The following is a 16,125-nucleotide window of genomic DNA, read 5'->3' as shown; positions in this document are numbered from 1 at the left end:
TGCGTTTTCCGTCATGAAAACGTGATAGCGGTGCGAATGGTCGGGGGTGCGCTGGACGCCCCCACCGAGGGCGGAAATCCGTTGAAACCTGTCGGTAATACCCCTGTGGGGTGAATGCCCGCGCTCCTAGCGTGGTGAGCCGTTCCCGCGCACGTCGGGCGGCACGTTCACACTCCAGGAAAGAGCACAGGCATGCAGTACTTCCTGCCGATCGTCATCGGCGTTCTCTACGCGCTGCTGATGTCCCTCATCCGGGAACCGCACCGGCGGCGCTTCAACGCCATCATGATCGCGGGGGCGGGCGCCGCGTACCTCAGCGGCGGCGGGATGGGCGGCTGGGAGTTCGCGTTCACGGCGGTCGTGGCCTATGTCGCGTACCGCGGTCTCGACTCGTGGACCTTCATCGGTATCGGCTGGCTGCTGCACACCGCGTGGGACGTCGTGCACCACGCCAAGGGGAAGCCCATCATCCCCTTCGCCCACGACTCGTCGCTGGGCTGCGCGATCTGCGACCCGGTCATCGCGGTCTGGTGCTTCATGGGAGGCCTGTCGCCGCGTGAACTCCTGCGCAAGGTGCGGTCCTGGAAGTCCCAGGACCATGACGCGAACGTCCCGGCCGACCCGCACGCTGGGGCGGGGCGGCCGGGACGGGCAGTGCCGAGGGATCAGACCGCCGGGGCCGGGTAAGTCGGGTACTCGACCCCGGAAACGTGCTGGACGACGCGGATGACCTGGCACGAGTAGCCGAACTCGTTGTCGTACCAGAGGTAGAGGATCGCGTTGTCGCCGTCGACCTTGGTGGCGCCGGCGTCGACGATCGAGGCGTGGCGCGAGCCGATGAAGTCGTTCGAGACCGCGTCCGGGGCGCTGGTGAAGTCGATCTGGCGCTTGAGCGGCGAGGTCAGCGACACATTGCGGAGGTAGTCGAGGACCTCGTCGCGGGTGGTCTCGCGACCGAGCCGCAGGCTGAGGATCGCGATCGAGACGTCCGGCACGGGCACACGGATCGAGCTGCCGGTGATCGGCGCCTTGAGGTCGGGCAGCGCCTTGGCGACGGCGGAGGCGGCACCGGTCTCGGTGATGACCATGTTGAGCGGCGCGGAACGGCCGCGACGGTCGGCCTTGTGGTAATTGTCCAGCAGGTTCTGGTCGTTGGTGAACGAGTGGACGGTCTCCACGTGGCCGCGCACGACGCCGTACTCGTCCGCCATCGCCTTGAGCGGCGGCACGATCGCGTTGGTGGTGCAGGAGGCGCAGGACAGGATCTGCTCGTCCGGCTTGATCGTGTCGTGGTTGACGCCGTGCACGATGTTCGGGACGTCGCCCTTGCCCGGCGCGGTCAGGACGACCTTGTCGATACCGGGGCGCAGGTGCCCCGAAAGGCCCTCACGATCGCGCCACTTGCCGGTGTTGTCGATGAGGATGGCGTCCCTGATGCCGTACGCCGTGTAGTCGACCTCCGACGGGTCGCTCGCGTAGATCACCTTGATCTCGTTGCCGTTGGCGATGATCGTGCTGTTCGCCTCGTCGACGGTGATCGTGCCCTGGAACTGGCCGTGGATGGAGTCGCGGCGCAGCAGCGAGGCACGCTTGACGATGTCCTGCTCGCCACCGCGGCGCACGACGACCGCGCGCAGGCGCAGACCGTTGCCGGAGCCGGTCTTCTCGATGAGCAGGCGGGCGACGAGGCGGCCGATGCGGCCGAAGCCGTAGAGCACGACATCGCGCGGCTCACGGCGCTCGATCTTGTTGGCGCCCGTGGCGCCGGCGACGGACTCGGCGGTGAACTCGCGCACCGACAGACCGCGGTCGTCGGCCTTGTACGTCGCGGCGAGCATGCCGAGGTCGATCTGCGAAGGCCCGAGATCGAGCTCGGTGAGCGTCTGCAGGAACGGCAGCGTCTCGGTGACCGAGAGCTCCTCGCCGGCTATCTGCCGGGCGAATCGGTGGGTCTTGAGGATGCTGACCACCGACTTGTTCACCAGGGAGCGGCTGTGCAGCAGGACCGTGACGTCCCGCTCCCGGTGCAGCTTCCCGATGAGCGGGATCATCGACTCCGCGATCTCCTCGCGGGTCTTCCAGTTGGTGAACGAGTCGTCATTGACAGTCACAGGTTTATCTTTCGAGCTAGGCGGCGCTCATATGCTAAACCGTCGCCTTTCTGATCATGACAGCGGCATCGCCGGCGGCATCGGTCGAGCGGATGGCGCGCCCGCTCGCGGTGGCCGAACGGCGTTGCTCAGCGTCCCGATGCGGCCGGTCCGGGTGCGGCCGGTCCGGACCCGGCTGGTCCTGGCGCTCCCACTCGCAGCCCGTCCATGATCAGGTCCAGGAGCCGGGTGGCGCGGGGCTGCCAGTCGCCGGCCGGGTCGATCAGCCACAGGCCGCCGATGGCGAGGATGAAATCGTCCGCGGTGACGCCCGGCCGAATGGTGCCGGCCTCCTCGTTGGCCCGGAGGAGGAGTTCGGCCGCGGTGGACACCGGGGCGTGCCCCGGCTTCGCCAGGTTCCCGGGGCCGCTCGTCGCCTGCTGGATCGCGTTCGCGAGGCCGGCCTTCGCCATGCCGAACCGGGCAAGCCGGTCCATCCACTCACGCAGTGCCTGCTCGGGTTCCCGCGTCTTGAGCAGCTGGGCCGCGCTGTCGGCGACCTGCTGCATCTCGTGGCGGTAGATCTCCAGGACGAGGGTCTCCCGATTGGGGAAGTTCCGGTAGAACGTGCCCTGCCCGACACACGCCTTCCTGGCTATCACGCTGAGCGGGGTGTCCGCGGAGTTCGTCAGCTCGGCCAGGGCCACCTTCAGGATGCGTTCGCGATTCCGCTGCGCGTCCGAGCGCTGGGGTCCGTCCTTCTTCGACTGCACTCGTCCTCCTCGCGGGTCCGTGTCCGAATCCCGACCTTGCTCAACCGGACAACTGTCCGTTACGTTTCCTGTGAGCGGACAACTGTCCGGTTGCGTCCATCCTAGCGCTGGGCGCGGCCGGCGTGGGCGCCCGTGACCGTTGTCACCAGCATTCCCTCTCTGACTCTTCTGCCCGCCGGACCGTCCCTCGGACGCCCTCCGGGAACGCGAAAGAAGGCTGATCATGGCCCCAGCCACCCCCTCGACGCACAGCGCCATCAGTTTGAACATCAACGGCGAGAAACGCACGCTCTCCGTCGACCACCGCACCACCCTGCTCGACGCCCTGCGTGAGCGCCTCGACATGACCGGCACCAAGAAGGGCTGCGACCAGGGGCAGTGCGGTGCCTGCACCGTCCTGCTCGACGGCCGCCGGGCCGTGTCCTGTCTGCAGCTCGCCGTGGCGGCCGAGGGGCGTGAGATCACCACCATCGAAGGCATGGCCGCCGGCGATCAACTCCACCCCGTGCAGCAGGCGTTCCTCGACCTGGACGGTTACCAGTGCGGCTACTGCACGCCCGGCCAGATCTGTTCGGCGATCGCGGTGATCGAGGAGCACGCGGCCGGCTGGCCGAGCGCCGTCACCGACGACGTCCGGCCCGAAGCCGCACCACCACCGCTGAGCGCCGACGAGATCCGCGAGCGGATGAGCGGCAACCTGTGCCGCTGCGGCGCGTACGTGTCCATCGTCGAGGCCGTCGCCCGTGGGGCCGCCGAGACGCAGGCCATGACGTCCGCGGACCTCCCGCAGACCGAGGAGGCGGCGGCATGAAGGAGTTCGGATACCAGCGAGTTTTCGACGTCTCCGGCGCGGTCGCGCTGCTCGACGCCGATCCCGACGCCCGCTTCCTCGGCGGCGGCACCAACCTCGTCGACCTGATGAAGACCGGCGTCGAGCGGCCCGCCCGGCTCGTCGACGTCCGCGAACTCCCACTGGACACCGTCGAGTTGATGCGAGACGGCGGTCTCCGAATCGGCGCGACCGTCACCAACAGCGACCTCGCCGCCCACCCCGAAGTCCGGCGCCGCTACCCGGCGTTGGCACAGGCGGTGCTGGCCGGCGCCTCCGGGCAGCTGCGCAACATGGCCACCGTCGGCGGGAACCTGCTCCAGCGCACCCGCTGCGGCTACTTCGCCGACGTGACCAAGCCCTGCAACAAGCGCGTCCCGGGCAGTGGTTGCCCCGCCATCAAGGGCGAGCATCACAACCACGCGATCCTCGGCGCCTCCGACCACTGCGTGGCCACCCACCCCTCCGACATGGGCGTGGCACTGACCGCCTTCGACGCCGTCGTGTCGTACGAAACGGCCGACGGGCCGGGCGAAGTGCCGCTCAGCTGGCTCTACCTGCCAGTGGGCGACACCCCGCACCGCGAGACGGACCTGCCGCAGGGCGCACTGATCACGCATGTCACGCTGCCGCCCGCCCCGGTCGCGGCCAACTCCCGCTACCGCAAGGTGCGCGAGCGCGCCTCGTACGCCTTCGCGATCGGCTCGATCGCCGCCGCCCTCGACGTCCAGGACGGCGTCGTACGCGATGTGCGTCTCGCCTTCGGGGCGGTCGCTTCCCGGCCGTGGCGGGCCCGCGCGGCCGAACGGGTGCTGGCCGGGGCACCGGCCGACGCCGAGGCGTTCGCCGCCGCCGCGGACGCCGAACTAACGGCGGCCCGGCCGCTGCCGCACAACGGATACAAGGTGACCCTGATGCGCAACCTCGTGGTGGCCGAGCTGACCCGACTCGCCGAGGAGGCCACCCGATGACCACCGTCACGACCGGCACCAGGGCGGTGAAGGGATCCGTCGGCACCGCGCACACCCGCGTCGAGGGCCGCGACAAGGTCACCGGAGCGGCCCGCTACGCCGGAGAGATCCCCTTCGCCGAACTCGCCCACGGCTGGCTGGTGTTGTCGACCGTCGCCCGGGGTCGCGTCCGCTCGGTGGACACCGCACCCGTTCTCGGCATGCCGGGCGTGCTCTCCGTCCTGCACCACGAGAACGCCCCACGGGTCGAGACCGACTACCCGGGGCTGCTCGGCTCCGCGCCGGATCCGACCGTCGCCGTCTTCCAGCACGACCGGGTGCCGCACATGGGCTGGCCGGTCGCCCTGGTCGTCGCCGAGACCTCCGAACAGGCCCGGGAAGCCGCCGAAGCACTCGTGGTGCACTACGAGGAAGAACCGCACGACGTCGACTTCTACGCGGGACACCCGGACGCGTACGCGGCGGAGGGCCATATGCCGGGCGTGACGGCGAAGGGCGACCTGGAGCCCGAACTCGCCGCGTCCGCCGTCGTGGTGGACGAGCGGTACACCACCCCGGAGGAACACCACAACTCGATGGAGCCCCACGCGGCGACGGCCCGCTGGGACGGCGGCCGGCTCGAAGTCGTCGACTCCAACCAGGGCACGACCTGGGTCGCGGGCGAACTGGCCAACCTGTTCTCGCTCGACCCGGCCTCGGTGTGGGTGCGTTCCGAACACGTCGGCGGCGGCTTCGGCAGCAAGGGCGTCCGCCCGCACCAGGTGGCCGCGGTGATGGCCGCGACCGCCCTGCAGCGCCCGGTCCGGGTCGTCATGACCCGCCGTCAGATGTTCTCGCTGGCCGGCTACCGCAGCCCCACCACGCAGCAGGTCAGGCTCGGTGCCGACGCCGACGGGCGGCTGCGCGCGCTGGACCACAGCTCGCTGAGCCTCACCTCGACCGTGCACGAGTTCGTCGAGCCCAGCGCCGGCGTGGCACGGGTGATGTACGACGCCGACGCCCACCACACGGCCAACCGGATCGTACGGCTCGACGTGCCGACCCCGACCTGGATGCGCGGGCCGGGCGAGGCACCGGGGTCGTTCGCCATCGAGTCGGCGTTCGACGAACTCGCCGAGAAGTGCGCCCTCGACCCGATCGAACTGCGCGTACGCAACGAACCCGCGCTGGGCCCCGTGTCCGGGCTGCCGTTCAGCGGCCGGAACCTCATCGCCTGTTTCCGCAAGGGTGCGGGCAGGTTCGGCTGGGCGGACCGCGACCCGCGTCCCGGACTGCGGCGCGACGGACGCTGGCTGCTCGGCACCGGGACGGCCGCCGCGTCCTTCCCGGCCGGTGCCGCACCGTCCACGGCGGCCATCACGGCGGAGGCGGACGGAACCTTCACCGTGGGGATCAACGCGGCGGACATCGGCACCGGGGCCCGGACCGCGCTCACCCTGATCGCGGCCGACGCGCTGGAGGTGGCACCGGACCACATCCGCGTGCGCCTCGGCGACAGCGACCTCGGACCGGCGATGATCGCGGGCGGCTCGATGGGCACCCGCTCCTGGGCCTGGGCGGTCACGGCAGCGGCCGGTGATCTGCGCGAGCGGCTCGCCCTGGGCGACGGTATTCCGCCGGAGGGGATCACGGCGCGGTCGAACACGACCGAGGCCATCGGTGCCCTCGCTCCGAAGGAACGCCACTCCTTCGGAGCCCAGTTCGCCGAGGTGGCCGTCGACGTCACCACCGGCGAAGTACGGGTGCGCCGCATGCTCGGCGTCTTCGCGGCGGGCCGGATCGTCAACCCCCTCACCGCCCGCAACCAGTTGGTCGGCGGCATGACCTGGGGCATCTCCATGGCCCTGCACGAGGAAGCGGTCCGGGACCGGGCCACCGGCGGCCACTACGGCGCCGACCTCGCCGGTTACCACGTCGCCGCGCACGCCGACGTACCGCACATCGAGGCGGACTGGGTGGACGACCCCGACCCGGACGACCCCGTGGGGATCAAGGGCATCGGCGAAGTCGGCATCGTGGGCGCGGCAGCCGCCATCGCCAACGCGGTCTGGCACGCGACCGGCGTACGCCACCGGAACCTGCCCATCCGTCCCGACCGCGTCCTCATGGCAGGCGAGAATGCTTGACATCAGCGAGGAGTTGCACGGCTGGGCGGAGGAGGGCCGGGACTTCGCCGTCGCCACCGTCGTGGCCGTCGGCGGCAGCGCCCCGCGCGGCCCCGGCGCCGCCCTCGCGGTCGACAGCGAGGGCACGGTCATCGGCTCGGTCTCCGGCGGCTGCGTGGAAGGCGCGGTGTACGAACTGTGCCAACAGGCGTTGGCAGACGGTGAGACCGTCCTGGAGCGGTTCGGCTACAGCGACGAGGACGCCTTCGCCGTCGGCCTGACCTGCGGCGGGATCATCGACATCCTGGTCACACCGGTGAGCGCGACAGCGCCCGCCCGGACGGTGTTCCGGTCGGCGCTGTCGGCCTCGGCCAAGGGCGAGCCGACCGCCTTCGCCCGGGTCGTCCGCGGCCCGGCCGAACTCCAGGGCCAGGCCCTGCTCGTACGGCCCGACGGGTCGTACGAGGGCGGGCTCGGCGGTCACCCCGAGCTGGACCGGACGGCGGTGGCCCAGGCCCGCGCCATGCTGGACAACGGCAGCACCGGAACGATCGAGCTCTCGGTGGACGGCTCGCACTGTCCCGGTGGCGTCACGCTGCTCGTAGAGTCGAGCGTCCCGCCGCCCCGCATGATCGTCTTCGGTGCGATCGACTTCGCGTCGGCGCTGGTCCGGGTCGGCAAGTTTCTCGGCTACCACGTGACGGTCTGCGACGCCCGACCCGTCTTCGCCACCCGGGCGCGCTTCCCCGACGCCGACGACATCGTCGTCGACTGGCCGCACCGCTATCTCCGGCGCACCGCGACCGACGCCCGCACGGTCCTGTGCGTACTCACCCACGACGCCAAGTTCGACGTGCCCCTGCTGACGGAGGCCCTGCGGATGCCGGTCGCGTTCGTCGGCGCGATGGGCTCGCGCCGCACGCACACCGACCGTGAGCGCCGGCTGCGTGAAGTGGGCCTGACGGAAAGGGAGTTGGCCCGGCTCAGCTCGCCTATCGGGCTCGACCTCGGGGCCCGTACGCCCGAGGAGACGGCCCTGTCCATCGCGGCGGAGATCGTCGCGGCGAGGCGCGGCGGCACGGGCGTCCCGCTGACCGGCTCGGACGCGCCGATCCACCGAGAGAACAGAGAGAGGGGAGAGCGGGGCGCCGCGGTGGCCGCCTGAAGGGGCGTCAGCCCAGCCGGGACACGTCGAGCGCGATGAGGGCCACGTGCAGTTCGGTCCGGCGCTCGCCGGATTCGAGGTCGAGGTCGAGCAGCCGCTCGATGGTGTGCAGCCGTTGGTAGAGCGTCTGCCGGGACAGCTCGCCCCGGCGGGCGGCGGTGGTCTTGTTGCCGGCGGCGTCCAGATAGTGGCGCAGCGTCGTCAGCAGGCTGGTGCCGTGCCGGCTGTCGTGGTCGATGAGTTGGGCGAGCTGCCGTTCGGCGAAGCTCTGGACGCGTGGGTCCTGGCGCAGCGCGTACAGGAGGTGCCGCACGCCGATGTCGGACAGCTCGTAGTAGGGCTTGTCGGAGGAGTGCGGCAGGGCCGCCTCCGCGACACGCGTCGCCTCGCGGAAGGAACGGGCCGCGCGGGAGAGGTCGGTGACCTCGGAGCCGACGCTCACGACGGCCCCCGCGTCCAGGTTCAGCGCGGTGCGGCCGAGCTGTTCGACCGTCGGCCGCCAGGACCCCGAGGGGCGCAGGGACAGCAGTACGCCCACGCGCCCGGGGGCCAGTTCGCCCACGAGGGCGGGCACGGTCACCGTCCGCAGGTCCTCGGCCAGCCGCGTCTCCAGCTCCTCGCCGCCCGGGTGCGTACGGGTGTCGATCAGGACCGCAAGGAAGCGGCACTCCTCGGTGGGCAGACCCAGCGCGGCGGCGCGGGCCCGGGCCTCGTCGGGGGAGCGGTGGCGCTGCTCGGCGATGTCCCGCAGCGTGGTGCGGTGCGCGCTCCGCTCCCAGGTCGTGGCGTGGATGAGCCGCGCGATGGTCAGGGTCATCGCCGTCCGTTCCAGCACGGCCACGTCCTCGGGACCGAACGACGGGCTATGGGGGGTACGGGTCGGGGCGGGGAGCATGATGACGCGGCCCCAGGGTTCGCCCCGGTACTCCACCGGTGCCACGAGCCAGTCCTCGGGACCGAGCACCTCCGTGTGGTCGCACGGAGGCGTCGCCCGCGAACGCCGCTCCCACCCGGAGAGCGCCTCCTCCACGGCATGGCCCGAGGGCTCGCAGATCACCGCGTGGTGGACCAGGTTCTCCAGCACGACGGTGTGGCCGCTCGTCTCCGCCGCCGCCCGGACCACCTCCTCCGGGGAGGCACCGCGCAGCGTCAGCGCGGTGAACGCCTCGTGGATCTGCTGGGTCCTGCGCATCGCCTGCATCTGGTTGCCGACGATCAGCGCGTGGACGACCTGGGTGACCTCAAGGAAGTTGACGTCCTTGGACAGGGTGACGAGCGGCAGACCGCGGCTCCGGCAGGCGTGCACCAGCGCCTCGGGCGGGCGGTGGTACCGGCGGACCAGTTCGATCACCAGGGCCGCCGCACCGATGTCGGCGAGTTCGTCCACGTACCGCCGCACCTCGGCGGGCTGCTCCGGCAGCGGCATACCGGTGGTGAGGACGAGCTCCCCGCCCTTCAGGAACGAAGCGGGATCCGTGAGCTCGGTGATGTGCACCCACTGGACCCGCCGGTCGAGCCCGGACTCGCCGGCGACCACCCGGGGCTGCCCCGCGGCCAGCACGGGAAGCCCCAGCACATCGCCGACGGTGAGAGGACGGCCCGTCACGGCCTCCGGCTCGTTCCCGTGCGGCGGCCCGGCCGTCCGGTGTTCCTCACTCACGGTGCCTCCATACGTGCCCGGCCACTCTGACAAGCACCCGCCACCTGCGCAAGGCCGGTCCGACGGCCGTCGACCGGGTCGTTGACGACGTGCCCGGCCCCCGCGAGGTTGACACAACGTCCAAATGCCGTGCCCGGAGCGGACAGATCAGACGTTGTGGCGGTCCGGCTCCCTGGAAATGCTGAAGACGCCGAGCGAGAAACACGAGAAACGACCGAGCGACATCCGACACAGCGCCGGGAGACGAACATGACCACACTGTCGCCGCACCTTCGCCAGGCCACACCCGTGGTGGCGGCCCGGGGCGAGGGCGTCCACCTGTACGGGGAGGACGGCCGCCGCTATCTCGACTTCACCGCCGGCATCGGCGTCACCAGCACCGGCCACTGTCACCCCAGGGTCGTGGCCGCCGCCCAGGAACAGGTCGGCACGCTCATCCACGGCCAGTACACGACGGTCATGCACCAGCCGCTGCGGCAGCTGGTCGACAGGCTCGGCGAGGTGCTGCCGGCGGGGTTGGACAGTCTGTTCTTCATGAATTCCGGCAGCGAGGCGGTGGAGGCCGCGCTGCGGCTGGCCCGCCAGGCCACCGGCCGCCCGAACGTCCTGGTCTGCCACGGAGGCTTCCACGGCCGGACCGTGGCCGCCGCCTCCATGACCACCTCAGGCACCCGCTTCCGCTCCGGCTTCTCGCCGCTGATGAGCGGGGTGGTCGTCACGCCCTTCCCGACGACCTTCCGGTACGGCTGGGACGAGGAGACCGCCACCCGCTTCGCCCTCCAGGAGCTCGACTACACGCTCCAGACGATCTCCTCGCCCGACGACACGGCCGCCATCATCGTCGAGCCGGTCCTCGGCGAGGGCGGATACGTGCCCGCGAACCAGGCCTTCCTCGAAGGACTGCGCGAGCGGGCGGACCGCCACGGCTTCCTGTTGATCCTGGACGAGGTGCAGACGGGAGTGGGCCGCACCGGCCGCTTCTGGGGCCACGACCACTTCGGCGTCACCCCGGACATCCTGGTCACCGCCAAGGGCCTGGCCAGCGGCTTCCCGCTGTCGGGCATCGCCGCCTCCGAGGAACTGATGCAGAAGGCCTGGCCGGGCTCGCAGGGCGGCACCTACGGCGCCAACGCCGTCGCCTGCGCCGCGGCCTGCGCCACCCTCGACGTCGTACGCGACGAGAAGCTCGTCGAGAACGCCGAGGCGATGGGAGCCCGGCTGAGGGCCGGCCTGGAGACGGTCGCCGCGAACACCCCCGGCATCGGGGACGTACGAGGGCTCGGCCTGATGCTCGGCACCGAGTTCGTGACCGAGGACGGGCAGCCCGACTCCGCGACGGCCGCACGTGTGCAACGGGCCGCGGTGGACGAGGGGCTGCTCCTGCTGCTGTGCGGCGCCTGGAACCAGGTCGTACGGATGATCCCGGCACTCGTCGTCGACGAGACGGCGATCGACGACGGACTGCGGGCCTGGTCCGCCGCTGTGCAGACCGGAACCTCGGCGCCGTGAGCGCTGGTCCGGACTCTCTCACGGGCCACGAGGCGGCGCCGCTGCCGCCTCGCGGGCCTGGCGCGCCGGCGGACGACGGCACCGAGGCGCTGTCGCGGCTGCTTGCCGGGACCGCCCCCGGGATGCGGGTCGACACCGGCGGCCGGACCGCCGCCTACGCGTACGACGCCTCCAACTACCGCGTGCCGCCACGGGCCGTGGCCTTCCCCCGCTCCGCCGCCGACGTCGTAGCCGTACTGAACGCCTGCCGGGAACTGGGCATCCCCGTCACGGCACGCGGCGGCGGCACCAGCATGGCGGGCAACGCGATCGGCCCGGGCGTCGTCCTGGACTTCTCCCGCCACATGAACCGCGTGCTGGACATCGATCCCGCGACCGGTATCGCCAGGGTCGAGGCCGGAGTCGTGCTCGACGACCTGCGGACCGCCGCAGGGAAGCACGGGCTCACCTTCGGCCCGGACCCGTCCTCGCACAGCCGGTGCACGCTCGGCGGCATGATCGGCAACGACGCGTGCGGCAACCGGTCCGTACGTCACGGGCGGACCGGCCGCCACATCGAGTCGCTGGAGATCGTCACCGCCGACGGCGTCCACGCGATCGCCGACCACGGCGGGCTCCGTGCGGCCGATCCCGCGGACACCGCGTCCGTCGAGCGCGTCGCCGAACTCGCGGACGAGGTACGGCAGTTGGTCGCGGACCAACTCGCACTGATCCGCACCGAACTCGGCCGCATCCCGCGCCAGGTCTCCGGCTACCAGCTCCAGCATCTGCTGCCCGAGCACGGCTTCGACATGGCCCGCGCCCTGGTCGGTACCGAGGGCACCTGCGCGGTCGTCGTCGCCGCGACCGTCCGCCTGGTGGCGACGGCTCCCGCCTCGGCCCTGCTGGCCCTCGGTTACGACGACGTTGTGGACGCCGCCGAGGACGTACCGGAGATCCTGCGCTGGTCGCCCACCGCGGTCGAGGGCATGGACGAGGCCATCGTCGCCACCATGCGCGCCCGCCGGGGAACGGACTCCGTCACCGGGCTGCCCGGCGGACGGGCCTGGCTGTACGTCGAACTCGACGGCGACGAGGAGGAGTTGGTCGCCGCCCGCGCGGCCGAACTCCTCGACACCCTCAAGGCACGCGGACGGATGGCCGACGGCCGGCTCGTGGCGAGCCCGGGGGAGCGGCGGTCCCTGTGGCGGGTCCGCGAGGACGGCGCCGGTCTGGCCGCCCGCCTGCTGGACGGCGGGGAGTCCTGGCCCGGCTGGGAGGACGCGGCCGTCGCCCCGGAAGATCTGGCCGACTACCTGCGGGACTTCCGCGCGCTGCTTGCCGCGCACGAACTGACCGGCGTGCTGTACGGGCACTTCGGCGCGGGCTGCGTCCATGTACGCGTCGACTTCGACTTCGCCACGGACACCGGCCGGGCCGCCGCCCGCCGCTTCCTCCAGGAGGCGGCAGCGCTGGTGGTCCGGCACGGCGGGACGCTCTCGGGCGAGCACGGCGACGGCCGGGCGCGCGGTGAGCTGCTGGAGATCATGTACAGCGACCGGATGATCCGGGCGTTCGCCGCCTTCAAGCGCGCCTTCGACCCGGAAGGCCTGCTGAACCCGGGCGTCATCGTGGCACCGGCCGCGCTCGACGCCGACCTGGCCCTGCACGGCCCTCCGGCTCCGGACGGCCGTCCGACACTCTTCACCTTCCCGCACGACGACGACGGCTTCGCGGGCGCCGCCCGCCGCTGCGTCGGCATCGGCCGCTGTCGCTCCGACGCGTCGGCGGGCGGCGTGATGTGCCCCAGCTACCGCGCCACGGGCGACGAGAACGACTCCACCCGGGGCCGGGCACGAGCCCTCCAGGAGATGCTGCGCGGCGAGACCGTCCACGACGGCTGGCGCTCCACGGACGTCCGCGACGCCCTCGACCTGTGCCTGTCCTGCAAGGCGTGCTCCACCGACTGCCCGGTGGGCGTCGACATGGCCACGTACAAGGCGGAGTTCCTGCACCAGCACTACCGGGGACGCATCCGGCCGCGCTCCCACTACTCGCTCGGATGGCTGCCGTTCACCTCGGCCCTGGCCACCTGGGTCGCGAGGCCGCTGAACGCGCTGCTCCGCGGGCCCGTCGGCAGGCTGCTCGCGCGGGTGGGCGGCGTCACCAGAAAACGTACGATCCCCGCCTTCGCCTCCCGGCGCTCGCTGCGATCGGCCCTGCGCAAGTCCGCCGCCGACGAGCCGAGCGCACTGCTCTTCGTCGACAGTTTTACGCGAGCCTTCCGCCCTCAAGTGGCCGGGGCCACCGCCCGCGTGCTCGCCGACGCCGGGATACCCAGCGCCGCGCGGGACGGCCTGTGCTGCGGGCTGACCTGGGTCAGCACCGGCCAACTGTCGGTGGCGCGGCGGGTCATGGCCCGTACCGTGGCCCGGCTCGACGGTGGACCCGACAGCGAGCTGCCGATCGTCGTGGCCGAGCCCAGCTGCGCCGCCGCGCTCAAACGCGACGTGCCCGAACTGCTCGGCACCGAGGCCGCCCGGCGGGTCGCGGCCCGGGTCCACACTCTGACCGGCGCGTTGACCGACCTGGCCGCGCCCGACTGGAGCTCGCCCCCGCTGCCGGAGTCGGTGCTGCTGCAGACCCACTGCCACGAGTACGCGACCTTCGGCAGCCGCCGCCCCCGCGATCTGCTGACCCGCCTCGGGGTACCCGAGGTGACCGAGGCGGAGGGCTGCTGCGGCCTCGCCGGGAACTTCGGCTTCGAGGAACAGCACTACGACACCTCGATGGCCGTCGCCGACCTGTCGCTCCGACCGCACCTCGACGCGGCAGCGGCCGACGACCCACCGACCGTGGTGGCCGACGGCTTCAGCTGCGCCACCCAGATCGACCACCTCGACCAGCTTGCGGGCGGCCGGGGAACCCGCGCCGTACATCTCGCGGAACTGCTAGACCCCGCTGCCGCCCCCGCCCGTGCCGACCAGCCTGGAGACACACCGTGAGCATCCTGAACGACGTACCCAAGCAGCTGTTCATCGGCGGCAAGTGGCTGGACGCCGAAGGCGGCGCCACGATGCCCGTGGACGACCCGGCGACCGGCGAGATCCTCTGTCAGGTCGCCGACGCCGGGCCCGAGGACGCCCGGCTCGCCGAGGAAGCGGCCGTCGCGGCACAGGAGGAATGGGCCCGTACGGCACCCCGCGCGCGCAGCGAGATCCTGCGCCGCGCCTACGAGATCATCCTCTCCCGCACCGACGAGCTCGCCCTGCTGATGACCTCCGAGATGGGCAAGCCGCTGGCCGAGGCCCGCGGCGAAGTGGCGTACGCGGCCGAGTTCTTCCGCTGGTTCTCCGAGGAGGCGGTCCGCATCGACGGCGGCGGCTACGGCGTGCTGCCCGACGGCCGCAACCGGATGCTGCTGACGCGCCGCCCCGTCGGTCCCTGTCTGCTGATCACGCCGTGGAACTTCCCGCTGGCCATGGGCACCCGCAAGATCGGGCCCGCGATCGCGGCGGGCTGCACGATGGTGTTCAAGCCCGCCCCGCAGACCCCGCTGACCAGCCTCGCGCTGGCCGGGATCCTCCAGGAGGCGGGGCTGCCGGACGGCGTGCTGAACGTCGTCACCACCTCACGGGCCGACAAGGTCGTCGAGCCGATCCTGCGGGGCGGTCGCATCCGCAAGCTGTCCTTCACCGGCTCCACGCAGGTCGGGCGGATCCTGCTCGCCCAGTGCGCGGACACCGTCGTACGCGCCTCGATGGAGCTGGGCGGCAACGCACCGTTCATCGTCTTCGACGACGCCGACCTCGACGCCGCCGTGGACGGCGCGATGATCGCCAAGATGCGCAACATGGGCGAGGCCTGCACGGCGGCCAACCGCTTCTTCGTGCACAGCTCCGTGGCGGACGAGTTCGCGGTACGTCTCGCCGAACGGATGGGGGCGCTCGTCGTGGGTCCCGGCACCCAGGACGGCGTGGACGTGGGCCCGTTGATCGACGACGCGGGCCGGGCCAAGGTCGAGGAACTGGTCGCCGACGCCGTCGGACGAGGCGCCCGGGTGCTGGTCGGCGGCGCCACTCCGGACGGCCCCGGCCGCTTCTACCCGCCGACCGTGCTGGCCGGCGTGGACCCGGGCAGCCGACTGATGGGCACCGAGATCTTCGGGCCGGTGGCGGCGATCCTCACCTTCGACGACGAGGACGAGGTGATCCGCGCGGCGAACGACACCCCGTGGGGGCTCGTCGGCTACGTCTTCACCGCGGGCCTGGACCGGTCGCTGCGGGTCAGCGAACGCCTGGAGGTCGGCATGGTCGGCCTCAACACGGGGCTCGTGTCCAACCCGGCGGCCCCCTTCGGCGGCATCAAGCAGTCGGGGCTGGGCAGGGAGGGCGGCCGGGTCGGGATCGACGAGTTCCTGGAGTACCAGTACCTGGCGATGCCGGTGAAGTGACCGGCCGCGCGCCCGGCCCCTGACTCCGTGGCCCCGGGCGCGCACCGGTGCGTACGCCTCAGGGGCGCGGGTCGGTTCCGTCCAGCAGCGCCACGACGTTCTCGGCTGTCTTCCGGCCTGCCCGTTGCTTGATCAGGCCTTCCTTCGCGACGGCCCGTACATGGATCGGGGTGGCCCACCCGCTCCCGCGCGTGACGTCCACGGTGATCACCACCGGGTTCATGGAGAGGGCTCCGCCGCCGGTGAGCACCCGCAGGGTCACCCGGTCCGTGGTCGCTTCCAGCACGACCGGATGCGCACCGTGGGACACGCCGAAGAGCAGTGCGCGGACGCGTTCGAGGGCGGTGTCGAAATCCAGCGGCAGCTCACGGTCGAACTCGCCGACGTCATTCCTCATGAAACGGGAGGCGAACTTCCCACCGGGATTGATGCTGCCGAGGGCTTCCGCCAGGAGCCTGTCCTCCGGCTGCTGCATCCGACCTCCCCTTTCCGTACCTGCCCGGGCGAGGCAGTTCGCCCAAGAGTGCGCCACCCGTCAGGGGATTTCAACGCACCTCTTTCGCCCCCGCCGCCCCTACCCATTCCCGTCCC

Annotated in this window: 12 protein-coding genes; 8 read left to right on the top strand and 4 right to left on the bottom strand. The window is 71.7% G+C overall.

What is annotated here, in order from left to right; all coding sequences use genetic code 11:
* Window positions 1-192 precede the first annotated feature (192 nt).
* Window positions 193-687: a DUF6010 family protein gene (locus AOK17_RS36925; protein ID WP_245697607.1), complete on the top strand. Its 495-nt coding sequence runs from the start codon at window positions 193-195 to the stop codon at window positions 685-687.
* On the opposite strand, the gene AOK17_RS36920 is transcribed toward AOK17_RS36925, so the two are convergent.
* Window positions 666-2,111 carry a glyceraldehyde-3-phosphate dehydrogenase gene (locus tag AOK17_RS36920; RefSeq protein ID WP_055616970.1) on the bottom strand — a complete coding sequence of 482 codons (1,446 nt, stop codon included), beginning with the start codon at window positions 2,109-2,111 and terminating at the stop codon, window positions 666-668. The two genes, AOK17_RS36925 and AOK17_RS36920, sit on opposite strands and share 22 nt — an antisense overlap.
* A 128-nt stretch (window positions 2,112-2,239) precedes the next feature.
* Window positions 2,240-2,863 (bottom strand): TetR/AcrR family transcriptional regulator, encoded by a 624-nt coding sequence (locus AOK17_RS36915; protein WP_055616969.1) that lies wholly within the window; start codon window positions 2,861-2,863, stop codon window positions 2,240-2,242.
* A gap of 223 nt (window positions 2,864-3,086) precedes the next feature.
* Between AOK17_RS36915 and AOK17_RS36910 the strand changes: the two genes are divergently transcribed.
* The 4 genes from AOK17_RS36910 to AOK17_RS36895 are packed head-to-tail and all read left to right on the top strand — an operon-like array spanning window position 3,087 to window position 7,933.
* Window positions 3,087-3,674 (top strand): (2Fe-2S)-binding protein, encoded by a 588-nt coding sequence (locus AOK17_RS36910; RefSeq protein ID WP_055616968.1) that lies wholly within the window; start codon window positions 3,087-3,089, stop codon window positions 3,672-3,674.
* Window positions 3,671-4,663, top strand: a complete 993-nt coding sequence (locus tag AOK17_RS36905; protein ID WP_055616967.1) for an FAD binding domain-containing protein — start codon at window positions 3,671-3,673, stop codon at window positions 4,661-4,663. Before AOK17_RS36910 ends, AOK17_RS36905 begins: the two co-directional genes overlap by 4 nt.
* Complete coding sequence (locus AOK17_RS36900) at window positions 4,660-6,789, top strand: xanthine dehydrogenase family protein molybdopterin-binding subunit (protein ID WP_055616966.1); 2,130 nt, start codon at window positions 4,660-4,662, stop codon at window positions 6,787-6,789. The genes AOK17_RS36905 and AOK17_RS36900 overlap by 4 nt, the downstream gene beginning before the upstream one ends.
* Window positions 6,782-7,933 carry an XdhC family protein gene (locus tag AOK17_RS36895; RefSeq protein ID WP_055616965.1) on the top strand — a complete coding sequence of 384 codons (1,152 nt, stop codon included), beginning with the start codon at window positions 6,782-6,784 and terminating at the stop codon, window positions 7,931-7,933. The genes AOK17_RS36900 and AOK17_RS36895 overlap by 8 nt, the downstream gene beginning before the upstream one ends.
* 7 nt (window positions 7,934-7,940) lie before the next feature.
* Here AOK17_RS36895 and AOK17_RS36890 read toward each other — a convergent pair whose 3' ends face one another.
* Window positions 7,941-9,593 carry a PucR family transcriptional regulator gene (locus tag AOK17_RS36890; protein WP_055616964.1) on the bottom strand — a complete coding sequence of 551 codons (1,653 nt, stop codon included), beginning with the start codon at window positions 9,591-9,593 and terminating at the stop codon, window positions 7,941-7,943.
* Window positions 9,594-9,842: 249 nt separating this feature from the next.
* Here AOK17_RS36890 and AOK17_RS36885 point away from each other — a divergent pair, with 249 nt between their 5' ends.
* From AOK17_RS36885 to AOK17_RS36875, 3 genes are all read left to right on the top strand, one after another.
* Window positions 9,843-11,102 (top strand): aspartate aminotransferase family protein, encoded by a 1,260-nt coding sequence (locus AOK17_RS36885; protein WP_055616963.1) that lies wholly within the window; start codon window positions 9,843-9,845, stop codon window positions 11,100-11,102.
* A 122-nt stretch (window positions 11,103-11,224) separates the two neighbouring features.
* Window positions 11,225-14,086 (top strand): FAD-binding and (Fe-S)-binding domain-containing protein, encoded by a 2,862-nt coding sequence (locus AOK17_RS36880; RefSeq protein WP_079053486.1) that lies wholly within the window; start codon window positions 11,225-11,227, stop codon window positions 14,084-14,086.
* 5 nt (window positions 14,087-14,091) lie between these two features.
* Window positions 14,092-15,534 carry an NAD-dependent succinate-semialdehyde dehydrogenase gene (locus AOK17_RS36875; protein WP_055616977.1) on the top strand — a complete coding sequence of 481 codons (1,443 nt, stop codon included), beginning with the start codon at window positions 14,092-14,094 and terminating at the stop codon, window positions 15,532-15,534.
* A 58-nt stretch (window positions 15,535-15,592) separates the two neighbouring features.
* On the opposite strand, the gene AOK17_RS36870 is transcribed toward AOK17_RS36875, so the two are convergent.
* Entirely contained in the window at window positions 15,593-16,009 is a 417-nt protein-coding gene (locus tag AOK17_RS36870) for a hypothetical protein (protein WP_055616962.1), read from the bottom strand.
* Window positions 16,010-16,125: the final 116 nt, after the last annotated feature.

It is taken from the genome of Streptomyces phaeochromogenes (assembly GCF_001418655.1).
GTDB lineage: Bacteria > Actinomycetota > Actinomycetes > Streptomycetales > Streptomycetaceae > Streptomyces > Streptomyces phaeochromogenes.
The sequence above is the reverse complement of the archived record's forward strand: the minus strand, read 5'-3'. Positions and strand labels throughout refer to the sequence as shown.

Bases quoted from the DNA above. Each gene is read 5' to 3' on its own strand.
- AOK17_RS36885 (WP_055616963.1), top strand. From the start codon at position 9,843: ATGACCACACTGTCGCCGCACCTTCGCCAGGCCACACCCGTGGTGGCG.
- AOK17_RS36895 (WP_055616965.1), top strand. From the start codon at position 6,782: ATGCTTGACATCAGCGAGGAGTTGCACGGCTGGGCGGAGGAGGGCCGG.
- AOK17_RS36900 (WP_055616966.1), top strand. From the start codon at position 4,660: ATGACCACCGTCACGACCGGCACCAGGGCGGTGAAGGGATCCGTCGGC.
- AOK17_RS36910 (WP_055616968.1), top strand. From the start codon at position 3,087: ATGGCCCCAGCCACCCCCTCGACGCACAGCGCCATCAGTTTGAACATC.
- AOK17_RS36905 (WP_055616967.1), top strand. From the start codon at position 3,671: ATGAAGGAGTTCGGATACCAGCGAGTTTTCGACGTCTCCGGCGCGGTC.
- AOK17_RS36870 (WP_055616962.1), bottom strand. From the start codon at position 16,009: ATGCAGCAGCCGGAGGACAGGCTCCTGGCGGAAGCCCTCGGCAGCATC.
- AOK17_RS36925 (WP_245697607.1), top strand. From the start codon at position 193: ATGCAGTACTTCCTGCCGATCGTCATCGGCGTTCTCTACGCGCTGCTG.
- AOK17_RS36880 (WP_079053486.1), top strand. From the start codon at position 11,225: ATGCGGGTCGACACCGGCGGCCGGACCGCCGCCTACGCGTACGACGCC.